We start from the raw sequence: 21,591 nt of genomic DNA on the forward strand, positions 1-21,591 counted from the left end.
CCCTCCCTCCCCAGCCACCACGCCCTCCCTATCCCCACACGCCCCTCCCCCCCCACCCCCCCCCCCCCCCCCCCCCCCCCCCCCCCCCCCCCCCCCCCCCCCCCCCCCCCCCCCCGCCGTTCGTCCGCGTTCCGCATCCGGAGGGTCAGTGCACGAAGGCCGGCTCCGCGGAGGCCTCCGCCGCGGCGTCCTTCTTGGCGCCGAGGTGGTTGAAGGCCAGGTTGAGGACGATCGCGACCACGCAGCCCGTGCTGATGCCGGAGTCGAGGACGACGAGCAGGTCCTTCGGGAAGTGGTGGTAGAAGCCGGGGGCGGCGATCGGGATCAGGCCGATGCCGACCGAGGCGGCGACGATCAGGGCGTTCTCGCCCTTCTCCATGGCCGCGCCCGCCAGGGTCTGGATCCCGCTGGCCGCGACCGAGCCGAAGAGCACGATGCCGGCGCCGCCGAGGACGGGCAGCGGGACGACCCCGATGACGGAGGCGGCCATCGGACACAGGCCCAGCAGGATCAGGATGCCGCCGCCGGCGGCGACCACGAACCGGCTGCGCACCTTGGTCATCGCGACCAGGCCGATGTTCTGGGCGAAGGCGCTGCACATGAAGCCGTTGAACAGCGGGCTGAGGGCACTGCCGAGGGTGTCGGCACGCAGGCCGCCCTCGATGGTCTTCGCGTCCGCCGGACGTCCGACGATCTTGCCGAGGGCGAGGATGTCGGCGGTCGACTCGGTCATGCAGACGAGCATGACGATGCACATCGAGATGATCGCGGCCACCTGGAACTGCGGGGCCCCGAAGTGGAAGGGGGTGGGGAAGCCGATGACGTCCGCGTTCTTGACGGCGTCGAAGCTGGTCATGCCCAGCGGCAGGGCGATGACGGTGCCCGCGACGAGGCCGAGCAGGATGGAGATCTGCTGCAGGAAGCCGCGCAGGAACTTGCGCATCACGAGGACGATCGCCAGCGTGAGGGCGGCCATGCCGATGTTCTTCATCGAGCCGTAGTCGGTCGCCGTGCGGTTGCCGCCCTGGGACCAGTTGAACGCCACGGGGAGCAGTGAGACGCCGATCAGGGTGATGACGGTGCCGGTGACCACGGGCGGGAAGAAGCGGACGAGCTTGCCGAAGTAGGGGGCGGCGAGGAAGCCGACCAGTCCGGCGACGATGATCGCGCCGAAGATCACGGGGATGGCGTCGGCGCCCTCACCCTTGCCTATCGCGATCATCGGGGTCACTCCGGCGAAGGAGACACCGTTGACGAAGGGGAGTTTGGCGCCGATCTTCCAGAACCCGAGGGTCTGGAGGAGGGTGGCGAGCCCTGCGGTGAAGAGCGAGGCGCCCATCAGGAAGGCGGTCTCGGTGGCGGAGAGTCCGACGGCGGGGCCGACGATCATGGGCGGAGCGACGACGCCCGCGTACATGGCGGCCACGTGCTGGAGCCCGCTCGTGAACATCTTCAGCGGAGGCAGGGTCTCGTCGACCGGGTGCGTCTCCTCCGGTACTGCGACTGCGTCTTTGCGAAACCTGGGCGTTGCGGCCACGGCTTCCTCCGGTCGGTATAGCACGTCGGCAGGGACGTGAGTGTCATGGAGGGGGTGCGAAAGCGTTGCTGTCGAGCCTGTATGGAGTTGTGGGTGGTGCGACTTCTTGCCCCAAGGGGTGCGGAAACGATTCGCCCAAAAAGGTTCCGCGCATCGAGCCGGTATCGCCGTGGCAGTGGACCGGAACAGGGCAGCACGGTGCCGCGGTCCTGGTGTTGTCACGCCTCACCGCCCCCGGGAACGCCTTCGGATCTCTCCTCGGGCGCTTCCCGGGAACGGCTGCCGCGGACCCCGCTCGGGTCCGCGGCCGCCGGCCGGGGGCCGTCCCCCCCGACCGGACTCCGTGGGATCAGGCCTGCGCGGAGATCCGCGCGAGGCGCTGGGCCTCTTCCCGGGTGGACACGGCGATCGCGTCCTCGTCGGCGAAGAGCAGTCGGTTGTTGTCGACGATCTGCTTGCCGTTGACGAACGAGGCCGTCACCGGAGCCGCCGCGCCGAAGACCAGGGCGGTGACCGGGTCGGCGATGGAGGAGTGCAGGAAGGTGTTCATGTTCCACAGGACCAGGTCGGCGAGCTTGCCGACCTCCAGCGAACCGATGTTGTCCGCGCGGCCGAGGACCTGGGCGCCACCGTAGGTGCCCAGGCGCAGCGCCTGGCGCGCGTTGAGCGCGCGCTCGCGGTGGACCGGGTTCAGACGGTTGATCAGCAGCGCGTTGCGCAGCTCGGTGTGCAGCTCACCGGACTCGTTGGAGGCGGTGCCGTCCACGCCGAGGCCCACCGGTACGCCGGCGGCCAGCATGTCCGGGACGCGGGCGATGCCGGCGGCCAGACGGGCGTTGGAGGACGGGCAGTGCGCGACACCGGTCTTGGTGCGGGCGAACGCGGCGATGTCGGAGTCGTTCATGTGGACGCTGTGCGCCATCCACACGTCCTCGCCGAGCCAGCCGGTCGACTCGAAGTAGTCGGTCGGGCCCATGCCGAACAGTTCCTTGCAGAACTGCTCTTCCTCGACGGTCTCCGAGCCGTGCGTGTGCAGGCGCACACCCAGGCGGCGGGCCAGCTCGGCGCCCTGCCTCAGCAGCTCGGTGGAGACCGAGAAGGGGGAACAGGGGGCGACGGCGACCTGGGTCATCGAGTCGAAGGAGGCGTCGTGGTACTTCCTGACGGTCGCCTCGGTGTCGGCGAGCGCGCCTTCGAGGGTCTCGACGGCGTGGTCCGGCGGCAGGCCGCCGTCCTTCTCGCTGCGGTCCATCGAGCCGCGGGCGAGGGTGAAGCGGACACCCATCTCGGACGCGGCGCGGATGATGGAGCCGGACAGGTCGCCGGAGCCCTTGGGGAAGACGTAGTGGTGGTCCATCGCGGTGGTCACACCGCCCTTGGCCATCGCGGCGAGGGAGCCCTGCGCGGCCGTGTACGTCATCTGCTCGTCGATGCGCGCCCAGGTCGGGTACAGCGAGACGAGCCAGTTGAAGAGGTTGTGGTCGGTGGCCAGGCCACGCGTGATCCACTGGTAGAAGTGGTGGTGCGTGTTGACGAGGCCGGGTGTCACGAGGTGGCCGGTGCCGTCGATGCGGCGGACGACGTTGTCGAGGTTCCCGGGGGCCTTGCCCGCACCGATGAACTCGATCCTGTTGCCCGCGACCACCACGTGGCCCGAGGCGTACTCGGTGTCGTTCGCGTCGACCGTGGCGATCGCACAGTTTTCGATGACGATGCGCTCGACGGCGCTGTCCTGGGCTGCGGGTGCTGCCATGGGACTTCCTCGTGCTTTCAGTGGCGGTGCGGGCACGGCAAAACCCAGGGGATTTGAGTGCCGGAGCCGGGGGCCTTGACAGCTGACAGTACTGCCGCCCCGAGTGGTGCGTCCGGGTGCCGATTCAGGAAGCGGGAACGTGTCGCCCGTCCCGGGGCCACTGCGGAGCCCCGGGACCGGCGTGCCGTGATCAGAGGTTGGTCATGTCCACGGGGATGCGGGCGTCGACGCCGTCGCGGAGGACCGTCGCCTCGATCAGACCGTACGGACGGTCCGCGGCGAAGTACACCTCGTTGTCGTTCTTGAGGCCGAAGGGCTCCAGGTCGACGAGGAAGTGGTGCTTGTTCGGGAGCGAGAAGCGGACCTCGTCGATCTCCGAACGGTGGTTGATGATGCGCGAACCCATCTGGTACAGGGTCTGCTGCAGCGACAGGGAGTAGGTCTCCGCGAAGGCCTGGAGCATGTGCTTCTTGGTCTCGGCGTAGGACTTCTCCCAGTTGGGCATCCGCTGCTCGTCGTCCGACCAGTTGAAGCGCCAGCGGCCCGACACCTGGGTGGCCAGGATGCGGTCGTACGCCTCCTGCAGGGTCGTGTACTTGTCCTTCACGTAACCCCAGAACTCGGAGTTCGTGGAGTTCATGACGATCAGGTCCTTGAGGCCGGAGATGACCTCCCAGTTCTGGCCGTCGTACGTGATCTGGGTGACGCGGGTCTCCATGCCCTTGCGGACGAAGGAGTGGTTCACCTCGTCGGAGCCGATGAACTTGGAGTTGGCGTCCGAGGTGGCGATCCGGTCCCAGGCGTACTCCTCGATCCGGATCCGCGCGCGCTTGATCGGCTCCTGGCTGTTGACGAACCAACGCGCCAGGTGGATGCCGAACTGCTCGGCGGACTCGATGCCGTACTCCTTGGCGAACGCGTACACCGTGTTCTTGGTGGTGTCCGTCGGCAGGCAGTTGGCGTTCGAGCCGTTGTAGTGGACGTCGTCCATGTCGCCGGAGAGGGCGACCGAGACGTTCAGGTCCTTGATGTGATGGGTGTCGCCGTCCCGCGTGATCTTGACGACGCGGTTCTCTGCTTTGCCGTACTGGTTCTGGCCCAGAATCGTGGCCATGACTAGCTCCCTCGGTAAACGGAGTAGCCGAACGGGTTGAGCAGCAGCGGTACGTGGTAATGCTCGCCCGGGTTCACCGCGAAGGTGATGGTTACCTCGGGGAAGAACGCACCGCTGTCCCTTACGCGGGGGGCGTCCTGCTGCGCCTCGGCTTGCTTCTCTGCACTGTGCTTATTCAAGAAGTACGTCTCGGTCTCGAAATCGAGACGCACGTGTGTGGTGCCCTCCGGCAGCGCCGGCAGGTCCTTGCAACGCCCGTCGGCGTCGGTGGCGGAACCGCCGAGCGCCGCCCACTCGCCGTCCAGGCCCGTACGGGCCGACAGGGAGATGGCGACGCCCTCGGCGGGCTTGCCGATGCTGGTGTCCAGGATGTGCGTGGACACCGACGCGGTGGTCGCGGTGCTCATGCTCACTCTCCTTCTTCTGCGAGTTCGGCGAGGCGGGTCAGACGGATCCGGTTGATCTTGACGAGCTCGCCGCGGGCGATTTCGCGCTCCCGCTCCGGCGAGTTGTCGATCCGGACCTTGACCGCGTCCCGCATGAACTCACCGGTCGCACCGGTGGCGCAGATGAGGAAGACGTGGCCGAACTTGTCCTGGTACGCCAGGTTCAGTTCGAGGAGCTCGTTCTTGAGCTCCTCCGAGGCACCGGCCATGCCACGCTGCTCGCGGGCGGAGGTCGGGTCTCCCGGCTTCGGCCGGCCGATCGGCGCGTGGCCTCCCATCGCCTCGCCGAGGTCCTCGGCGGTGAGCTCCGCCATGGCGGACTCGTTGGCCGAGAACAGGGCATCGGCGCCGGCGAAGGGGCGCTGGGCGAGCATCTTGCTCCCCCAAGCCGAGCTGGCGCACACCTCGTGGAGCTCGGCCGCGGCCGCGCTGTCGTCCAAGGCGTTGAACCGGGTGAGACCCGGGGTCGGACTCGAAGTCACGGTAGGCCTCCGTGGCCTGTTGTTGCTTTGACGGGCTGCGCATAGCTAACGCCCTCGACAACACGGCGTCAACACTTTGTTGAAACTTCCCGTACACAAAAGCCGCCGCCCGGGTGAATTGGGCGGCGGCTGGTCACGGCGGGTGAATCCGTCTTCACTCCTGGCTGCTCTTGGCCCCCTTCGGGGTGGCGGCGTCCCTGTTCAGGTAGTTGTAGACCGTGAAGCGGCTCACGCCCAGGGCACTCGCGACCGTTTCGACGCCGTGCCGCACGGAGAAGGCGCCCCGCGCCTCCAGTATCCGCACCACGTCCTGCTTGGACTTCCGGTCGAGCTGCGCCAACGGTACGCCGTGCCGCCGCTCCAGGGCCGCCAGGATGTGGTCCAGCGAGTCGGAGAGCTGGGGCAGGCGCACCGCGAGCACCTCCTGGCCCTCCCACGACAGCACGACGTCGTCGGGCTGCGCCAGGGCGGGATCCATCAGCTCGCCCCCCATCGCGTCCACCAGCGGCTTGACCGCGGTGACGAAGGGGTGGTCACGGGGTTCGGTCACGGGGTGCCCTCCCCGATCACATTGACCTGGAGCGAGACGCGCGTCGCCCCGGCCTCCAGGGAACCGCGCAGCAGCGCGGCCACCGCGGTCAGCACCCGGTCGGACTCGCCCTCGGCCGTGTTGCCGAACGGGCCGACGTCCACCGCGTCCAGCTGGGCCTTCTGGATGACCTCGCGGGCGGCCACGGCGTGGGCGGGGGCCTCTTCGAGGTCGAAGGGCTCGGTCGTGAACTCCACTCTCAATCGCACGCAGGTCAACCTACTGCGCGGTCGGGATTTTTCGGGAGTCCGCACTTGACATCCGCGCCGAGGCCCATGCAGTCTTCCATCAAGCAGAAAATAACTTCCGCAATACGGAAGGAGCGCACACCCCTCATGGGATACACGGACCAGCGCTTCGATGTGAACCTGTCGATCCTCTTCACGGAACTCCCGCTTCTGGAGCGTCCCGCGGCCGCCGCCGCGGCGGGCTTCACCGCGGTCGAGCTGTGGTGGCCCTGGATCGAAACCCCCACTCCCGCCCCGGAGGAGCTCGACGCCCTCAAGAAGGCTCTTGAGGACGCCGGCACTCAGCTGGTGGGCCTGAACTTCTACGCCGGCCGGCTGCCGGGCCCGGACCGCGGCGCGGTCTCGGTACCCGGCGAGGAGTCGGACCGCTTCAACGCCAACATCAACGTGGCGGCGGACTTCGCCGCCTCGGTGGGCTGCAAGGCGCTCAACGCCCTCTACGGCAACCGGGTCGACGGCGTCGACCCGGCCGTGCAGGACGAGCTGGCCCTGAAGAACCTGGTCGTGGCGGCGCAGGCCGCGGACCGCGTGGGTGCGATCCTCCTGATCGAGACCCTCAACAAGCCCGAGTCGCCGCTCTACCCCCTGGTGAGCGCCCCGGCCGGCATCGAGGTGGTGGACAAGGTCAACGAGGCCACCGGCCTCGGGAACGCCAAGTTCCTACTGGACCTGTACCACCTGGCGATGAACGATGAGGACCTCTCCGAGGTCATCGAAAAGTACGCCGCCAAGACCGGCCACGTCCAGATCGCGGACAAGCCGGGACGCGGTGCCCCCGGCACCGGCGAGCTGCCCCTCGAGGCGCTCCTGGACCAGCTGAAGAAGGCCGGTTACGAGGGCCACGTAGGCCTCGAATACAAGGCCGCCGACGCCGCCGCGTCCTTCGCCTGGCTCCCCGCCGAGGCCCGCGCCGCCCGATAGGCGGACCAAGTCCGGGCGATCAGCCGGGCACCCCACGCACTTTTCGTACGATGCATCAAGAGAAGGACCCTCATCATGAGCACCCTCCCCAAGATCGCTTGGATCGGCCTCGGAATCATGGGCTCCCCCATGGCCGAGAACCTCCTGAAGGCCGGCTACTCGGTCACCGGCTTCACGCTGGAGCAGGACAAGCTGGACCGCCTGGCCGCCGCCGGCGGCTCCGCGGCCGGCTCGATCGCCGAGGCCGTCAAGGACGCCGACGTCATCATCACGATGGTGCCCGCCTCCCCGCAGGTCGAGGCCATCTCCTACGGTGAGAACGGCATCCTGGAGAACGCCAAGTCCGGCGCGCTGATCATCGACATGTCGTCGATCACCCCGCAGACCTCGGTCGACCTCGCGAAGAACGCCGCCGCGAAGGGCATCCGCGTCATCGACGCCCCGGTGTCCGGCGGCGAGGCCGGCGCCATCGAGGCCGTCCTGTCGATCATGGTGGGTGGCGAGCAGGCCGACTTCAACGAGGCCCTCCCGGTCCTCCAGGCCCTCGGCAAGGTCATCGTCCTGTGCGGTCCGCACGGCTCCGGCCAGACGGTGAAGGCCGCCAACCAGCTCATCGTCGCGGTCAACATCCAGGCGTGCGCCGAGGCCGTCGTCTTCCTGGAGAAGTCGGGCGTGAACCTCACCGCCGCCCTGGACGTCCTCAACGGCGGTCTGGCCGGCTCCACGGTCCTGACCCGCAAGAAGGACAACTTCCTGAACCGCGACTTCAAGCCCGGTTTCCGGATCGACCTGCACCACAAGGACATGGGCATCGTCACCGACGCCGCCCGCAACGTCGGTGCGGCCCTTCCGGTCGGCGCGGTCGTCGCCCAGCTCGTGGCCTCGCTGCGCGCCCAGGGTGACGGCGGCCTGGACCACTCCGCGCTGCTCCGCGCGGTCGAGCGCCTCTCCGGCGCCCAGGTCTGATCCACCCCCCGCGGTGGCCCGCTGTCCCGGGCCGCCGCCCGCCCCCGCACGAACGGGGGCCCGAGTTTCCGGATGGTGCCGGTGCTGACACCTGTCCTGTCGCGCCCAAGTGCCGGCACCGTCCGGATCACCTCTCCTCTTTTCTTTCTTTCAACAAACTGTTGACGTCGAGTTCACGCCGAAATTAGGCTGTTCCGCATGACGGAAGACGCTTTCCGTCAGCAGTTACCCCGTACGGAAGGTCACCATGTCGAAGCGCACGCTGACGACCGAGTCCGGCGCCCCGGTCGCCGACAATCAGAACTCCGCCACCGCCGGCGTCGGTGGCCCGCTGCTGGTCCAGGACCAGCAGCTGCTGGAGAAGCTCGCCCGCTTCAACCGCGAGCGCATCCCGGAGCGCGTGGTGCACGCCCGCGGCAGCGCCGCCTACGGCTACTTCGAGGTGACCGACGACGTCACCGCGTACACCAGCGCGGCGTTCCTGAACACCGTCGGCAAGAAGACCGAGACCTTCCTGCGCTTCTCCACCGTGGCCGACTCGCTCGGCGGCGCGGACGCGGTCCGCGACCCGCGCGGCTTCGCCCTGAAGTTCTACACCGAAGAGGGCAACTACGACCTCGTCGGCAACAACACCCCGGTGTTCTTCATCAAGGACCCGATCAAGTTCCCCGACTTCATCCACTCCCAGAAGCGCGACCCCTTCACGGGCAAGCAGGAGCCGGACAACGTCTGGGACTTCTGGGCGCACGCCCCCGAGGCGACGCACCAGATCACCTGGCTGATGGGTGACCGCGGCATACCGGCGTCCTACCGCCACATGAACGGCTACGGCTCCCACACCTACCAGTGGACCAACGCCCAGGGCGAGGCCTTCTTCGTCAAGTACCACTTCAAGACGAACCAGGGCATCCGCTGCCTGTCGGGCGAGCAGGCCGCCGAGGTCGTCGGCAAGGACGCCAACTCGCACCAGACCGACCTGCTCCAGGCGATCGAGCGCGGCGTGAACCCGAGCTGGACCCTCTACGTCCAGGTCATGCCCGCCGCCGAGGCCGCGGACTACCGCTTCAACCCGTTCGACCTCACCAAGGTGTGGCCGCACAGCGACTACCCGCTGCAGCGCGTGGGCCGTCTGGTCCTCGACCGCAACCCGGACAACGTCTTCGCCGAGGTCGAGCAGTCCGCCTTCTCCCCGAACAACTTCGTCCCGGGCATCACCGCCTCGCCGGACAAGATGCTCCAGGGCCGCCTGTTCGCGTACGCCGACGCCCAGCGCTACCGCCTCGGTGTGAACCACACCCTGCTGCCGGTCAACGCCCCGAAGGCCACGAAGGCCGACAACTACGGCCGCGACGGCGTCATGGCGCTGCGCAACGGCTCGCGGCACGACAAGAACTACGAGCCCAACTCGTACCGGGGCCCGGCCGAGACCGGTCTGGCGCTCGGCGCCCCGAAGGCCGTCTCCGGCTACACGGGCACCCACGAGGCCCCGGCCCACACCAAGGACGACGACTTCTTCCAGGCCGGGGAGCTCTACCGCCTGATGTCGGAGGCCGAGAAGGAGCGTCTGGTGGCGAACATCGCCGGCGGTCTCTCCCAGGTCACCCTGGAGGACGTCATCGAGAAGAACCTGGCTCACTTCCACGCCGCCGACGCCGACTACGGCAAGCGCGTCGAGGAGGCCGTCCGCGCCCTGCGCGACGCCTGAGCCGCAAGTTGTACCGGGGGCCTGACGGGAGGTCATGCCCCGGGTGCTGAGCCCGCACCGCGGACCCGGATGAGGGGTGGTACGCGGTGAGGGCAGGACGAGGACCGTGACGGGCGTGTGAGCCAGTGCGGTGGTAATGGGTTCCGAGGCCCGTCTCTTGACCTGAGGGAGACGACGCCGGAGTTCTCGTCACCGCCCGTCGCGGTCCCAGCCACTCCCTCCTCCTCCATGTACAGGGGCCACGCACAGAGCCCCTGCCCGTGGAGCGGGAGGACCCTCCCCACAGTCTCCGCCCGGCGGTGCGAACGTCCTGTCGCGCCAGCCTCGCCCCGTCGGGCGGTCACAAACCAGAGCGCCGAGTCACGGACGGTCCCGTGACCCGGCGCTTTGTCGTTCCCCCGTACTCACTCCCCCGTACTCACTCCCTCGTACGGGCTCAGGCGCGCGCCGTCCGCGGCAGCCGGGCGGAGAGCAGCAGGGCGACGACGAGCAGGGCCGCCGTGGCGAGCGCGGTGCCGCCGAGGGCCGCGGCGGGGCCCCGGCCGTGGTCGGTGAAAGCCGACCAGACGGTGACGAGCAGGGCCACGCCCACGGCGTTGGCGAGCTGTTGCGCCGTGTTGAGCACTCCGGAGGCCGAGCCGACCTGGTCGTCGGCCACCTCCGCCAGGATCACGTCGAAGAGCGGCGGGATCACCAGGCCCATCCCGAGGCCGGTCACCGCCGTACCCGGCAGCAGCCGCCAGCCGTCCACGGCTCCGTCGGCGGTGGCGGCCAGCAGCCCGAGGCCGAGCGCGGTGAGCACGATGCCCGCCTGGATCACCGCCCGGCCGTGCCGCACGGCGAGGGCGCCCGCCGGGCCGGCGGTGGCGGCGATCCCGAGGACGAGCGGGGCGACGGCGTAGCCCGCGCCTTCCGGCGAGAGTCCCAGGGGGCCCTGGAAGAACAGGGAGAGCACCAGCATCAGCCCGGTGAAGGCGGCGAAGAAGGCCACGGCCACCGCGATGCCGCTGGTGTAGCCACGGTTGGCGAGCAGGGCCGGGGCCATCAGCGGGGAGGAGCGCCGGTGCTGCAGCCGGGCGAACAGCCAGAAACCGAACGGTCCCGCCGCTGCCGCCAGGAGGCTCCACAGGGGCCAGCCCAGCTCCCGCCCCTGCACCAGGGGGTAGACCAGGGCTCCGGAGGCCGCCCCCACCAGCAGCATGCTCGGCACGTCGAGGCGCAGGCCCCTGTCGGGCACACCGCGCGGGATCCGGCGGGCGGCCCCCAGCAGGGCGGCGAGGCCCACGGGCAGGTTCACCAGGAAGACCAGGCGCCAGCCGGAGCCGAGGAGGTCCGCGCCGGTGAGCAGTCCGCCCAGGACCGGCCCGGCGACCGCGCAGATCCCCATCACCGGGCCGAACAGCCCGAAGGCCCGGACCAGTTCCGGACCCTCGAAGACCTCCTTGACGATGCCGAAGCCCTGAGGCAGCAGGAGCGCGCCGAAGGCGCCCTGCACGGCCCGGGCGGCTATGAGCCAGGCGGGGCCCGGGGCGAAGGCGCACAGGGCGGAGGCGAGGGTGAACCCGGCGGCGCCCAGCAGGAACAGGCGTCGGCGCCCGTAACGGTCACCCAGACGGCCGGCGGTGATCAGCAGAACGGCGAAGGGCAGGGTGTAGCCGGCCTGGAGCCACTGGGCGGTCTCGCGGCCACCGCCCAGATCGGCGGCGATCGCGGGGGCGGCCACGCCCGTGATGGTGGCGTCGAGCAGGTCCATCACCTCGGCGGCCAGGACCACGGCCAGTACGGCCCAGCGGTGCGGGTACGGCGGTTTCGGCCGTGGGTGCGGCGGATTCATCGGGTTCTCCCCCTCGGAACGGAGCGAGCTCGGACGGACGGACGGACGCGGTCCACCCTGACGAACGGTGTTCGTTACGAACAACGTTCGCCACGAACACCGTTCGCTGTCAAGTGCTAGCCTTCCTCCATGCCGCCGACACCGCCCCGCTCCCGCAGCACCCGCTCGCGCCCCGCCAAACCGCCGCTCAGCGAGGCGGCGGTCGTCGACGCGGGTCTGCGCGTCCTGCGCCGCGAGGGCTTCGACGCGGTCACCATGCGCAGGGTGGCCGCCGAGCTCGACACCGGACCCGCGTCCCTGTACGTGTACGTCTCCCAGCGCGACGAACTGCTGCGCCTGATGCACGACTCCGTCATCGCGACGGTCCCGCTGCCCGTGATCGAGCCGGCGTACTGGCGCGACCAGCTGGCCGGACTGCTCGTCGAGGTGGTGCACGCCCTCAACGCCCACCCCGGCATCGGCCGGGTCTCGCTCGGCGACATCCCGACCGCCCCGGCCTGGCTGGACCTGTTCGACCGGATCCTCGGCCTGCTGCTCGCGGGCGGCGTACCCCGCCAACGCGCGGCCTGGGGTTGCGATCTGATCGCCCTGCACATCGGCGCGGTCACCTACGAGGTGGGCGCCGCGGACCCCTCGGCGGGCGACGGTCCGGACGCCCTGCAGGACGCCCTGGACTCCCGCCACGAGCGGATCTCCATCGAGGAGCGTCTGGCCGGGCTCGATCCCGCCCGGCACCCGCACCTGGCGGCCAGTGCCGCCGAGCTGGCCGCGGGGCCGGCGTCGGCCCGGCTGGCGCTCGGCATCGAGGTGCTGATCGGTGGGCTGGCCGGGGAATCGCACGGGGACTGAGGGCCCGGGGCGGGGCCGCGGAGGGGCCGCTCGGGCTATCGTTGCGATCTGACTGAAAGCTCAGTCAAGCCTGTCCGAGCGAGGTCCGAGCAAGAGGTGCGAGCAAGAGTGGCCGACCGTCAAGCGTTGATCCTGGAAGCAGCCGTCCGCGTCATCGCCCGCAACGGCGTCAGAGGGCTGCGGGTCGAGGAACTGGCGACCGAGGCCGGGGTGTCCACCGCCCTCATCTACTACCACTTCAAGGACCGCGCCGGCCTGGTCCAGCGCACCCTCGCCTTCATCAGCGACCGCGCCACCGGCTACACCGACGAGGCCGTGGAGGGCACCGAGGACGCCCGCGCCGTCCTGCTCCAGCTGCTGCTCGGCGAGCTCCAGGACACCCCCCGGGTGCGCGAGAACAGCATCGCCTGGGGCGAGCTGCGGGCCACCGCCATCTTCGACGCGGACCTGCGCGCCGCCCTCGCCGAGTCCACCCGCAGCTGGAACCGGGACACCGCCGACGCCGTGGCGGACGCCCAGGCGGCCGGTCAGGCCGACCCGGCCGCGGTCCCGCTGGACGTGGCGGAGCGGCTGAACTCCCTGGTGGAGGGGTTGAGCGAACGCTGGCTGAGCGGCTCACTGGAGCTGGAGCGGGCCCGGACCCTGCTGGAGGGCGCGGTGGACGCGGAACTGGGCCCGTACCCCGCCTGAGGCCCGTACCCGCCTGAAGCGGCGGCCCGGGGCCCCGGACGGCGAACGGGTCCACGGCACGCGGAACGGCCCCCGTACCTCCCCAGGGAGGTACGGGGGCCGTTCCGTGCTGTCACACCGGTACCGGCGCGGCGTTCACCGCGCCGGGGGCGCGGACCGTCAGACGGTCAGCGGGCGGATCGCGGTCGGGGCGTGGCCCGGCTCGGTCGCCAGCTCCTCGAACTCGGTGACGTCGCTCATGTCGACGGTCTTGCTCATCGCGATGTTGGTGATGCGCTCCAGGATGGCCTCGACGACGACCGGGACCTGGAACTCCTGCGCCAGCTTCTTGGCCTCCTCGAAGGCCTCGCCCAGCTTGTCCGGGTCGGTGACGCGGATGGCCTTGACGCCCAGGCCCTCGGCGACCTTGACGTGGTCGACGCCGTAGACGCCGATCTCCGGGGTGTTGATGTTCTCGAATTCGAGGTTGACCTCGAAGTTGATGCCGAGGCCGCCCTGCGCCTGGCGGATCAGACCCAGGTAGGCGTTGTTCACGAGGACGTGGACGTAGGGGACCTTGTGCTGGGCGGCGACCGCCAGCTCCTCGATCATGAACTGGAAGTCGTAGTCGCCGGAGAGGGCGACGACCGGGGTCTCCGGCTGCGCGGTGGCGGCACCGATGGCGGCCGGGATGGTCCAGCCGAGCGGGCCGGCCTGGCCGCAGTTGACCCAGTGGCGCGGCTTGTAGACGTGCAGGAACTGCGCGGCGGCGATCTGGGAGAGGCCGATGGTGGTGACGTAGCGGGTCTCCGGGCCGAACGCCTTGTTCATCTCCTCGTAGACGCGCTGCGGCTTCAGGGGGATGTTGTCGAAGTGCGTGCGGCGCTGCAGGGTGGCCTTGCGCTCCTGCGCGGAGGCGGCCCAGGCGGAGAAGTCCGGCAGCTTGCCCTCGGCCTTGAGCTCCTTGGCGATCTCGACGAAGAGCTCCAGCGCGGCCTTGGCGTCGGAGGCGATGCCGAAGTCCGGGGCGAAGATCTTGCCCAGCTGGGTCGGCTCGATGTCGACGTGGACGAACTTGCGGCCCTTGGTGTAGGCGTCCAGGTTGTAACCGGTGTGACGGTTGGCCCAGCGGTTGCCGATGCCGAAGACGAAGTCCGACTCCAGGAACGTGGCGTTGCCGTAGCGGTGGGCGGTCTGCACGCCGACCATGCCGGCGGCCAGCTCGTGGTCGTCCGGGATGGTGCCCCAGCCCATCAGGGTGGAGATGACGGGGACGTTGACCAGCTCGGCGAACTCGACCAGCAGGTCGGAGGCGTCCGCGTTGATGATGCCGCCACCGGCGACGATCAGCGGGCGCTCGGACTCCAGCAGGAACTGCAGGGCCTTGGCGGCCTGGGCGCGGGTGGCCTGCGGCTTGTAGACCGGCAGCGGGGCGTAGGTCTCCGGGTCGAACTCGATCTCGGTCAGCTGGACGTCGATCGGGAGGTCGATCAGGACCGGGCCCGGACGGCCGGAGCGCATCAGGTGGAAGGCCTCCTGGAACACGCCCGGAACCTGGGCCGCCTCCAGGACGGTCGTGGCCTTCTTGGTGACCGGCTTGGCGATCGAGGCGATGTCGACGGCCTGGAAGTCCTCCTTGTGGAGCTTCGAGACCGGAGCCTGACCGGTGATGCACAGGATCGGGATCGAGTCGGCGATCGCCGAGTACAGGCCGGTGATCATGTCGGTGCCGGCGGGACCCGAGGTGCCGATGCAGACGCCGATGTTGCCGGCCTTGGCACGGGTGTACCCCTCGGCCATGTGCGAGGCGCCCTCGACGTGGCGGGCCAGCGTGTGGCCGATCCCGCCCACGTTCTTGAGCTCGCGGTAGAACGGGTTGATCGCAGCACCGGGGACACCGAACGCTTGTTCGACACCCTCGAGCTTGAGGATCTCCACTGCAGCGGCGGCGGCTGTCATACGAGGCATCGAGTTCTCCTGCGGGTCCGGCGGTCAGACTTTTTCCGTAATGCGGAATTTTTGTTCTGCTATACGGAACAAGCTAAGCGGCCACTTCGCGCACGTCAAGGCGGTGGGGCACCCCGGAACCCACCAAAAGGCGCATCCCGTTCGGTGAGTTGCACAAATGGCCGGTCCTTCGGCCGGATCCGGCGGCAATCCGCCGCCCTGGCCGCCCGGGCGGTCGCCGGTGGTGGAGCATGGGACTACGCACGGCGACGGAGGGGGCCGGGTCTCATGACGGAAGCGGTACGGATGCGCTGCCCGGGATGCGGGCGCGAGAACGGTTACGCGGCGCCCTCCTTCCCCTGCGCCTGCGGAAACCCCGTGACCCCTCCCCTGGATCCGTCGGCGGAGCCCCGGCCGCTGACGCACCGCACCTGGTCGCAGAGCTGGGTGGTGGTGCGGTGCGGGGCCTGCGGACGGGAGGGCGAGTGGCCCCAGCCGGAGCTGGGCTGCGGGGCGTGCGGGACCGTGGTCCGGGTCCCGGTCCGGCCGCCGGGGGCGGCGTCGGGCAGGAACGCCGGCGCGGCGGGTCCCGCGACAGCGGGGGCGGGGAGCCGGACGGGCCCGGCGGGGACGGATCCGCATGCGGGGACGCCAGGGACGGAAGCCGGGTCGGGCACCGGGGCGGCCTCCATGACGGGTGCCGTCGCGCGGCCGGCGTTCCGGCCGGTGACCATCCGTACGGGCCGGGACGCCGTGGCGACGGCCGCGCTGTACCTGCGCTGGCTCGGCTTCCGGGACGTGCGGCAGCCCGACGGCGTGCCGATCCCCTCCGCGGCGGCGGACCTGCGGGCTCCGGGGGTGGTGGCGCAGGTGGACCCGACCACGGCCCCGGTCGGGCTGCGGGCGGTGGAGTGCGTCTGGCTGAACGGCCTCACGGCCGCCGCGACCGGCGTCTACTTCTCCCTCGCCGGCTACACCGAGGAGGCCCGGAGCCGGGCGGACGAGCTGGCGGTACCGCTGTTCGTCATGGACCTCACGGGCGTGCCGCAGCCGGTCAACGACCCGGCGGACGAACTGGTGGCGGAGGGGGCCTAGGCTCGGAGGGCGCGGGCCCGTGCCCGCCCGTTCTTCCGTCCGTCCCTTTGTCTTCCTTGTTCCCCCTGCCTGCCGAGGAGAGCCCGATGAGCCTGTACGACATCCCGCTGACCACCCTGGACGACGAGCCCACCAGCCTCGCGGCCCACAAGGGCAAGGTCGTCCTCCTCGTGAACACCGCCTCCCAGTGCGGGCTCACCCCGCAGTACTCGGGGCTGGCCCGGCTGCAGTTCGCGTACGCGGAGAAGGGCTTCACCGTCATCGGTGTGCCCTGCAACCAGTTCGGCGGTCAGGAGCCGGGCACCGCGGAGGACATCCAGACCTTCTGCGCGGCCGGTTTCGGCGTGACCTTCCCGATGCTGGAGAAGTCCGAGGTCAACGGCGAGAACCGGCACCCCCTGTACCGCGAGCTGGTGCAGACCCCGGACGCCGAGGGCGAGGCCGGGGACATCCAGTGGAACTTCGAGAAGTTCCTCATCTCCCCGGCCGGCGAGGTCGTCGCGCGCTTCCGCCCGCGCACCGAGCCCGAGGCGCCCGAAGTCATCGCCGCGATCGAGGCGCACCTGCCCGCGTAGGCGACCTGCCCGCACAGGCGCCTGCCCGCACAGGCGCACCGGCCCGCAGCCATGTCGGCTGCGGGCCGGCCGCGTCACGGCGGGCCCGTCCCGGCCGGGGGCCGTCCGGCCAGGCCGTACCAGTAGCCGGCCTCCCGTTCGTCCCCCTCGGCCGCCGCGACGTCCCCGAGCAGCACCAGCACCCCGACCGGAAGCGGATGCGCGGCGGGACCGGGCGGTCCGGGCTCCGTGGGCCGCCCGGCGGGCCGCGCCGGGAGCGGTTCGGGGAGCGGATCCTCCTCCGTGTCGCCGTCGGTCACCAGCGGGGCCAGGACCTCGCGGGCGCGTTCGTGCAGGCCGGCGCCCATCAGCAGCTCGCAGTAGAGGCGCCGGGCCTCGGGCTCGGTTTCCGGGTCACCGCAGTCCATCGCCCGCTCGAACCAGGGGTACGCCTCCTCCGGCCGGTCGCCGACCGCCAGGACCTGGGCCAGGAGGAGCAGCGCCTGTGGCCGGTGGACGGTGTCGTCGGACCGGGCGAGGGGCAGCAGCGTGCTTTCGGCGTCGGCGTACAGCCCGAGGCGGAAGAGGGTGCTGCCCAGGTAGCGGCGGGCGAGCGGTTCGACGGACTGCTCCCCGGTGGCGAGGGCGTCCGTGAGCAGCCGCCGGGCCTCCTCCAGCTCCTCCCCGCACGCGGCGTTCCCGGCGTCGACCATGGATCGCCGTACGACGCCGAGCAGCGCTCCGGCGCGGGGCGCCGTCTGCGGGTCGCCGGTCTCCAGCGCGGCTTCGAGGAGGTCGCCGGCCGCGATGACCTCCCCCACGTCCAGCAGGTACTCGCCGGTGCCGAGGTAGGCCAGGGCGATCGCCCCGGCATCGCCCGAGGTCTCCACCCCCATCAGGAGCCCCTCGGCGGCCTCGCCGTCGCCGCGGCGCAGCAGCAGTACGCAGAGCGAGGCCTTGGCCGCCTCGGTGACGTCCGAGGGCTCGTCCTCGACCACGGACCGCAGGAGCTCCTCGGCGCCGTCGTCGTCCCCGTCCTCGGCCAGGCACTTGGCCAGCTGGAACCGGGCCATGGGGGAGGCGGGGTGCACGCCCGCGTCGCCCGCGGCCCGCAGGTGTCCGATCCCCTCGGGCCTGCGCCCGGCGCGGATGAGCACCATGCCGAGCAGGGCCCTCCCCCACGACGCCGCCGTCTCCTCCTCGGATTCGGCCAGCACGCGCAGCAGGCTCTCGGCGCGCGGGAGGTCCTCCTGGTCGGCGAGCATGACGGCGAGGTCGTAGCGGGCGATCAGGGACCAGTGGGGGTGTCCGGAATCGATCGCGGTGCGGTAGGCCTCCTCCGCTTCCCGGAAGTGGCCCTCGCGGACGAGGAGGTCGCCGAGGAGATCGGCGGCGCGCGGACCCTCATGGGGGTGCCCGGAGGCGCTCGCCTCGGCCAGCAGCGCCCGCGCCCGGCCCGCCCCGCCCTCCTCCCCCGCGAGCATGACGGCCAGGCCGACGCGGGCCGGCGGCGCCCAGTACCAGTGTCCGGAATCGATCGCGGTGCGGTAGGCCTCCTCCGCCTCCCGGGGGTGGCCCTCGCGGACGAGGAGGTCGCCGAGGAGATCGGCGGCGCGCGGGCCCTGATGGGGGTGCCCGGAGGTGATCGTCTCGGCCAGCAGCGCCCGCGCCCGGCCCGCCCCGCCCTCCTCCCCCGCGAGCATGACGGCGAGGGCGACGCGGGCCGGCGGCGCCCACTCCGGGTGACCGGAGGCGATCGCCCGGTCCAGCCACTCCCCAGCGGTCTCGGTGTCGCCGAGCGCGGCGTGCCATTCGCCGAGTGCGCAGGCCGCCCGGTTGCCCTGGTCGGGACGTCCGGATTCGGCCACCTCCCGGAGGATGGCCACTCCCCGCTCCTCCTCGTCCCCTCCGAGCAGGACGACGGCCAGGCCGACCCGTGCGATCGGGAGCACGAAGGGGTGTCCGGAGGCGATCGCGGCCTCCAGTACCTGCCTGGCCTCGCCGTACCTCTCCTGGAGGGTGAGGAGGTCTCCCAGGCTCACCTGGGCCCAGGGCACGACGTGCGCCTGTCCGCTGTCCGCCACCGAGCGCAGCAGGGCCTCGGCCCGGTCCAGCTTGCCCTGGTGGACCAGTACTCCGCCGAGGTTCGCGCGGGCCGCGGAGGTGATCTGGACCGCGACCGTGTCGCCCATCATGCGGGGCAGGGTCCACGGCCGCTCGGCCGGCTCCGGCCGGCCGGGGCCGCGGGCGGCGCCGAGGCCGGTCGCGGGTTTGCCGAGTTCGGTGCCCGGCTCCCGGCCGGTGCGCACGCCGGCCGGGTCGCCGTCGGTCAGCGTGCGGACCAGTTGGGCGCCGGCCAGGTACTCGGCTTCCGTGTCGCCGGACGCGAGGACGGCCTCCAGCAGCCGTTCGGCCCGTTCGCTCTCGCCCTGCAGGACCAGGAGGCGGGCCAGGCCCACCTGGGCCAGCCGGGAGATCTGCGGGTCGGTGGAGGCGACGGCGCTCTCCAGGAGCCTCCTGGAGCGCGTCCGGTCGCCGTTGATCACGAGTGCCGCGGCCAGTTCGACCTGCGCCAGCGGGGCGACGTTCTCCGTCCGGGAGGAGGCCGCCGCGTCCAGCAGTTCCAGGGCCTCGTCCACGTTCCCGCGGACGAGGGACATCTGCCCGAGCATCAGTGAGGCCCAGGCCGAGCCGTCCCGGTCACCGGGCGCCCGCGCGATCCGGCGCAGCAGTCGCTCGGCCACGTCGGGCTCCTCCCGGACCAGCGCCGCGTAGGCGATCGGCACCAGCTCGGTGGGCGTGCGGTGCTCGGCGAGGTAGTCCCAGGCGATGCGGGGTACCGCGGCGGAGGGGTCGTCGAGACGGGTGTCCAGGTACTCCGAGGTGTAGGGGAATCCGGTGTACGCGGGCCGGTCCCGCGGCCCCGGTACCCGGTACAGGAGGGCGATGGCCCCGGCCACGGGCTCCCCGGCCCAGGCCAGGCCGGTCCGGTAGTGGGTCTCGTCGGCGTCGAACCGCAGGTAGTGGGTGGACATGTAGGAGCGGAAGAGGTCCAGGAGGGCGGTTTCGGGGACCGGTCCGGTCATGCCCATCCGGTGCCAGTCGGCCGCCGCCTTCACGAGCGCCCATCCCTCGGGGCAGGTCTCCGCACCGTCGCGCAGGCGCTGTTCCAGCCGGGGGGCGGCGACCATGTGCTCGCCGATGCCCCTCGCGGCGAAGTCCTCGCGGGGGTAGAGCTCCCGTGCCGCGGCGGCGTCCTGCTCCGTCAGGAGCGCCGGCAGTTCGACGGTGTGCGCCTTGCCGAGGACCGTGCGGGCGACACGGCCGATGTCGTTCTCCATGCCGGTGAGGGCGGCCCGCTGTTTGGCCGGGATGGTGGCGACGACGGTGACGGCCGGGTGCCGCCGGGTCAGCCGGTCGAGGATCTGCAGGTCCAGGCCGCCGGGCCGGAGGTAGCGGTGGAGGTCGTCCAGCCAGAGGACGGCGCGGTCCCGGCCGAGCGGCAGAGCGGTCCGGCTGAGGTCGTCGAGGATCCGGCGGTCCGTGGCGTCCGGGCGCGGGACGATCAGGCGGGCTCCGGGCTGCGTGCGCAGCAGCGCCTCGTACAGGGTGCGCGACTTGCCGGCCTTGGACTGCCCGGCCAGCAGGACGAAGCGCGACTGCTCCAGGGCGGTGTCGAGGAGGTCGTCCTGTGGACGGCGGGGCACGTACGGCGAGGCCCCGGGCCGGCCGCTGTACTTGGAGCGGGAGACTCCTATGTCGTGCGGATCCACCTGGTCGACGCGGGCGATCTCGCCGTCTTCGGTCAGCGGGAGCCACAGCAGGCTCTCCAGCCGCTCCCGCACCTCTCGCGTCGTGGCAGCGCGGACGTGCGCGCCCAGTGCGGGCCAGTAGCGGACGAGCGTCTCGACCCTGATCGCGTACGCCGTGCGCCGGTCGACCTTGGTCACGGAGTCGCGGGCGACGAGCATGCCGATGACGCCCTCGCTGTGCACGTCCCAGACGGGGGAGCCCGAGAAGCCCTGTTCCAGGGCCCAGCCGGTGTGGGGGCTGGCCTCCACCTGGAGCCACTCGCTGCCGGCGTGGCCGATGATCTCGCCCCGTACGGGTACCCCCTGGCGGGGGTGCTCGCGGGGGTAGCCGTACGCGCGGAACTGGTGGTCCCAGGTGCCGGAGTCCGTGGTCCGCAGGGGGGCGGGGACGGCCTCCGGGGGCGGCGGCGAGCCGAGTTCGAGGACGGCGACGTCCCCGGTGTCGGTGCCGGTGGCCGGGTGCCAGCCGCCGGGTACGACGGTGGCGGGCAGGGGCTCGTGCGCCTCGGCGTACTGGAACTCCACGTAGACCGGTTCCGTCGGCATCCCGAGCGCCGTCCCGGCCCGTACGACGTGGGCGCAGGTCAGGACGTGCCGCGGGCCGACCAGCAGCCCGGCCCCGACCGGGTTCTCCCCCGGGGAGCGGCGGATGCTCACCAGCCAGGGCGGGCGCTCTCGGGCGGCGGACAACGGGGTCAGTCCGCGGGGCCGTCGGTGGACCGGCTCCAGTGGATCCTGACGCTGAAGTGTCCCTCCATCGCCGTCTTGGCGATCACCACTCCGGACTCCGCGTTGAGTTTCATCCCGAACTCGACCTCGTACTCGTCCGGCGCGAGGGCCCTCACGGACTCGACCACCGAGCGGATCGCGGGGCGGACCGCCGTCAGGGCGTCCTCCAGCCGGCGGCCCGCCCGCACCACACCGCCGGAGTCCCGGGAGATCCGTTCCAGACCGGGCGAGTCCTCCTCCACCTCGACGAAGAGTGATGTTCCGTCAGGACCGTCGAATCGCACCAACTCGGCCATGAGTCCCCCGAATTAATCGCTGTGGAACCGCTCCGGGAAGAGTAG

18 protein-coding genes are annotated in these 21,591 nt (G+C 71.1%); 7 read left to right on the forward strand and 11 right to left on the reverse strand.

Going from position 1 to position 21,591, the window contains the following annotated elements:
- Positions 1–145: 145 nt before the first annotated feature.
- From ACZ5D2_RS25070 to ACZ5D2_RS25100, 7 genes are all read right to left on the reverse strand, one after another.
- On the reverse strand, positions 146–1,537 hold the full coding sequence (locus ACZ5D2_RS25070; protein WP_371675884.1) for a nucleobase:cation symporter-2 family protein: 1,392 nt from the start codon (positions 1,535–1,537) through the stop codon (positions 146–148).
- 349 nt (positions 1,538–1,886) lie between these two features.
- Positions 1,887–3,290: an 8-oxoguanine deaminase gene (locus tag ACZ5D2_RS25075; RefSeq protein WP_371675885.1), complete on the reverse strand. Its 1,404-nt coding sequence runs from the start codon at positions 3,288–3,290 to the stop codon at positions 1,887–1,889.
- A 190-nt stretch (positions 3,291–3,480) separates the two neighbouring features.
- Positions 3,481–4,404, reverse strand: a complete 924-nt coding sequence (gene pucL / locus ACZ5D2_RS25080) for a factor-independent urate hydroxylase (RefSeq protein ID WP_266843597.1) — start codon at positions 4,402–4,404, stop codon at positions 3,481–3,483.
- Positions 4,405–4,406: 2 nt separating this feature from the next.
- Positions 4,407–4,811 carry a hydroxyisourate hydrolase gene (gene uraH, locus ACZ5D2_RS25085; protein ID WP_266843595.1) on the reverse strand — a complete coding sequence of 135 codons (405 nt, stop codon included), beginning with the start codon at positions 4,809–4,811 and terminating at the stop codon, positions 4,407–4,409.
- Positions 4,812–4,813: 2 nt separating this feature from the next.
- Positions 4,814–5,332: a 2-oxo-4-hydroxy-4-carboxy-5-ureidoimidazoline decarboxylase gene (uraD, locus tag ACZ5D2_RS25090; protein WP_371675886.1), complete on the reverse strand. Its 519-nt coding sequence runs from the start codon at positions 5,330–5,332 to the stop codon at positions 4,814–4,816.
- 154 nt (positions 5,333–5,486) lie between these two features.
- On the reverse strand, positions 5,487–5,882 hold the full coding sequence (locus tag ACZ5D2_RS25095) for a helix-turn-helix domain-containing protein (protein WP_371675887.1): 396 nt from the start codon (positions 5,880–5,882) through the stop codon (positions 5,487–5,489).
- Positions 5,879–6,130 (reverse strand): thiamine-binding protein, encoded by a 252-nt coding sequence (locus ACZ5D2_RS25100; RefSeq protein ID WP_371675888.1) that lies wholly within the window; start codon positions 6,128–6,130, stop codon positions 5,879–5,881. Before ACZ5D2_RS25100 ends, ACZ5D2_RS25095 begins: the two co-directional genes overlap by 4 nt.
- Positions 6,131–6,256: 126 nt before the next feature.
- Between ACZ5D2_RS25100 and ACZ5D2_RS25105 the strand changes: the two genes are divergently transcribed.
- From ACZ5D2_RS25105 to ACZ5D2_RS25115, 3 genes are all read left to right on the forward strand, one after another.
- The gene (locus ACZ5D2_RS25105; protein ID WP_371675889.1) at positions 6,257–7,090 is read left to right on the forward strand and encodes a TIM barrel protein; all 834 of its coding nucleotides are present in this window, start codon (positions 6,257–6,259) and stop codon (positions 7,088–7,090) included.
- A 75-nt stretch (positions 7,091–7,165) separates the two neighbouring features.
- The gene (locus ACZ5D2_RS25110; protein WP_468932145.1) at positions 7,166–8,056 is read left to right on the forward strand and encodes a 2-hydroxy-3-oxopropionate reductase; all 891 of its coding nucleotides are present in this window, start codon (positions 7,166–7,168) and stop codon (positions 8,054–8,056) included.
- 247 nt (positions 8,057–8,303) lie between these two features.
- A complete protein-coding gene (locus ACZ5D2_RS25115) occupies positions 8,304–9,761 on the forward strand; it encodes a catalase (protein ID WP_371675890.1) in 1,458 nt (485 codons plus the stop codon).
- 436 nt (positions 9,762–10,197) lie between these two features.
- Here ACZ5D2_RS25115 and ACZ5D2_RS25120 read toward each other — a convergent pair whose 3' ends face one another.
- On the reverse strand, positions 10,198–11,595 hold the full coding sequence (locus tag ACZ5D2_RS25120) for an MFS transporter (RefSeq protein ID WP_468932149.1): 1,398 nt from the start codon (positions 11,593–11,595) through the stop codon (positions 10,198–10,200).
- A gap of 129 nt (positions 11,596–11,724) precedes the next feature.
- Here ACZ5D2_RS25120 and ACZ5D2_RS25125 point away from each other — a divergent pair, with 129 nt between their 5' ends.
- Together ACZ5D2_RS25125 and ACZ5D2_RS25130 are read left to right on the forward strand one after the other, a co-directional pair.
- A complete protein-coding gene (locus tag ACZ5D2_RS25125; protein WP_371675893.1) occupies positions 11,725–12,444 on the forward strand; it encodes a TetR/AcrR family transcriptional regulator in 720 nt (239 codons plus the stop codon).
- Between the two features lie 108 nt (positions 12,445–12,552).
- On the forward strand, positions 12,553–13,134 hold the full coding sequence (locus ACZ5D2_RS25130; protein ID WP_371675894.1) for a TetR/AcrR family transcriptional regulator: 582 nt from the start codon (positions 12,553–12,555) through the stop codon (positions 13,132–13,134).
- 159 nt (positions 13,135–13,293) lie between these two features.
- Here ACZ5D2_RS25130 and gcl read toward each other — a convergent pair whose 3' ends face one another.
- Complete coding sequence (gene gcl / locus ACZ5D2_RS25135; protein ID WP_371675895.1) at positions 13,294–15,081, reverse strand: glyoxylate carboligase; 1,788 nt, start codon at positions 15,079–15,081, stop codon at positions 13,294–13,296.
- Between the two features lie 267 nt (positions 15,082–15,348).
- On the opposite strand from gcl, the gene ACZ5D2_RS25140 reads away from it, so the two are divergent.
- The gene (locus ACZ5D2_RS25140; RefSeq protein ID WP_371675896.1) at positions 15,349–16,155 is read left to right on the forward strand and encodes a hypothetical protein; all 807 of its coding nucleotides are present in this window, start codon (positions 15,349–15,351) and stop codon (positions 16,153–16,155) included.
- Positions 16,156–16,241: 86 nt separating this feature from the next.
- Complete coding sequence (locus tag ACZ5D2_RS25145; RefSeq protein WP_371675897.1) at positions 16,242–16,730, forward strand: glutathione peroxidase; 489 nt, start codon at positions 16,242–16,244, stop codon at positions 16,728–16,730.
- Positions 16,731–16,804: 74 nt separating this feature from the next.
- Here ACZ5D2_RS25145 and ACZ5D2_RS25150 read toward each other — a convergent pair whose 3' ends face one another.
- Positions 16,805–21,211: a tetratricopeptide repeat protein gene (locus ACZ5D2_RS25150; RefSeq protein ID WP_371675898.1), complete on the reverse strand. Its 4,407-nt coding sequence runs from the start codon at positions 21,209–21,211 to the stop codon at positions 16,805–16,807.
- Between the two features lie 5 nt (positions 21,212–21,216).
- Positions 21,217–21,546 carry a CU044_2847 family protein gene (locus tag ACZ5D2_RS25155; RefSeq protein ID WP_371675899.1) on the reverse strand — a complete coding sequence of 110 codons (330 nt, stop codon included), beginning with the start codon at positions 21,544–21,546 and terminating at the stop codon, positions 21,217–21,219.
- Positions 21,547–21,591 lie beyond the last annotated feature (45 nt).

Source organism: Streptomyces sp. NPDC031479, from assembly GCF_055581065.1.

Excerpts from the sequence above, each read along its gene's own strand:
- ACZ5D2_RS25120 (WP_468932149.1), bottom strand. The coding sequence starts at position 11,595 with ATGAATCCGCCGCACCCACGGCCGAAACCGCCGTACCCGCACCGCTGG.
- ACZ5D2_RS25145 (WP_371675897.1), top strand. The coding sequence starts at position 16,242 with ATGAGCCTGTACGACATCCCGCTGACCACCCTGGACGACGAGCCCACC.
- gcl (WP_371675895.1), bottom strand. The coding sequence starts at position 15,081 with ATGCCTCGTATGACAGCCGCCGCCGCTGCAGTGGAGATCCTCAAGCTC.
- ACZ5D2_RS25155 (WP_371675899.1), bottom strand. The coding sequence starts at position 21,546 with ATGGCCGAGTTGGTGCGATTCGACGGTCCTGACGGAACATCACTCTTC.
- ACZ5D2_RS25075 (WP_371675885.1), bottom strand. The coding sequence starts at position 3,290 with ATGGCAGCACCCGCAGCCCAGGACAGCGCCGTCGAGCGCATCGTCATC.
- ACZ5D2_RS25140 (WP_371675896.1), top strand. The coding sequence starts at position 15,349 with ATGACGGAAGCGGTACGGATGCGCTGCCCGGGATGCGGGCGCGAGAAC.
- ACZ5D2_RS25125 (WP_371675893.1), top strand. The coding sequence starts at position 11,725 with ATGCCGCCGACACCGCCCCGCTCCCGCAGCACCCGCTCGCGCCCCGCC.
- ACZ5D2_RS25115 (WP_371675890.1), top strand. The coding sequence starts at position 8,304 with ATGTCGAAGCGCACGCTGACGACCGAGTCCGGCGCCCCGGTCGCCGAC.
- ACZ5D2_RS25110 (WP_468932145.1), top strand. The coding sequence starts at position 7,166 with ATGAGCACCCTCCCCAAGATCGCTTGGATCGGCCTCGGAATCATGGGC.
- ACZ5D2_RS25105 (WP_371675889.1), top strand. The coding sequence starts at position 6,257 with ATGGGATACACGGACCAGCGCTTCGATGTGAACCTGTCGATCCTCTTC.
- uraH (WP_266843595.1), bottom strand. The coding sequence starts at position 4,811 with ATGAGCACCGCGACCACCGCGTCGGTGTCCACGCACATCCTGGACACC.
- pucL (WP_266843597.1), bottom strand. The coding sequence starts at position 4,404 with ATGGCCACGATTCTGGGCCAGAACCAGTACGGCAAAGCAGAGAACCGC.